Here is a 1,097-nt window from a genome sequence, read left to right on the forward strand (position 1 = left end):
TGCTGCCGGCCCGCGCCTGCTCACTGCCGGGTGGTGGCGGCCATGGCCACGATGGTCATGTGCGCGTTGGCGCGATGGCAGATCGGTGGCCAGACCGGAGATGTTCTTGGTGCAACGGCAGTCGTGACGGAATGCGCGGTTCTGACCGCCCTGTGCTGAACACGCCATCTTCCTGTTCCACGACCCGGACCGACCCCATGGGGGGCGAGGGCGCGAGCAGGCTGCCGGGCATGCCATGGGCCATGCCCTGCATGAGGCGTAGCGGCCCCCCATGGGTTATGACCGCGCAGGACTGCCCGCGGCGCTGCATATCCGCCCAGAAACACCCCACCCGCGCCCGCAGGTCGAGACCGCTTTCCCCCCCCCGGCGGGGTGAAGCCGCTGACATCGGCGGCCCATGCGTCAAGTGCCGTGCGGGGGATATGCGCCCATGGGCGTCCCTCCCACTCCCCGAAGCTGATTTCACGCAGACGTGAATCGATCCGCACATCCAGATCCATGAATCGCGCCACGCGCTCCGCGACCATCTGGCAGCGCCGGGCGGGAGATGAGAACAGAACCCGGCACCCCACGCCCTGCATGACGGTACGCAGGCCATCGGCCATGCGTTCCCAGCCATGGGCCAGGGTCACGTCGCGCTGGCCGTAGCACAGGCCCTCCACACCGGTAACGGCGGGATGGCGTGCCAGCACGATTGCAAAACGCTCAGTCATCCGCACCTGCCTTCCAACATGACCAGATGAACATCCGCGAAGTTCATGAACATCACCATAAGATGGATATGGGGGCAGCTACCCGGCAGGAACATGCCGCCTTTCGCCGCCCACCCGTTGCGCCACACCGCGACGGAGCATACAGGACCGGATAAAGTCTGTTTACAAAAAGAGATGCATTCTGCATATCGGCGCCTGCACCTCATATCTCTCGGTTTTCCGAAACCCCGGGTCTGCACCAGCCAACTCCCAGACCGGAAGGATAAAGATGACCATGCGCGTATGGGCCACTGCCTGTCTGCTCATGTGCCTGTCGGCCAGCGCGAACGCCACGGGCCTGTTCGGCGCGACCCATCCCACGCTGGCCTGCGGGGATGACGCGGC

The 1,097-nt window shown here is 65.2% G+C and carries 1 protein-coding gene and 1 pseudogene; one reads left to right on the forward strand and one right to left on the reverse strand.

Going from position 1 to position 1,097, the window contains the following annotated elements:
• Nucleotides 1-57: 57 nt before the first annotated feature.
• Complete coding sequence (locus JCM25156_RS31650) at nt 58-159, forward strand: adenosylcobinamide-GDP ribazoletransferase (RefSeq protein WP_242402735.1); 102 nt, start codon at nt 58-60, stop codon at nt 157-159.
• Between the two features lie 61 nt (nt 160-220).
• Here JCM25156_RS31650 and JCM25156_RS32760 read toward each other — a convergent pair.
• A pseudogene (locus JCM25156_RS32760) lies at nt 221-713 on the reverse strand (histidine phosphatase family protein); the annotation flags it as partial.
• Nucleotides 714-1,097 lie beyond the last annotated feature (384 nt).

The organism is Komagataeibacter kakiaceti JCM 25156, from assembly GCF_000613305.1.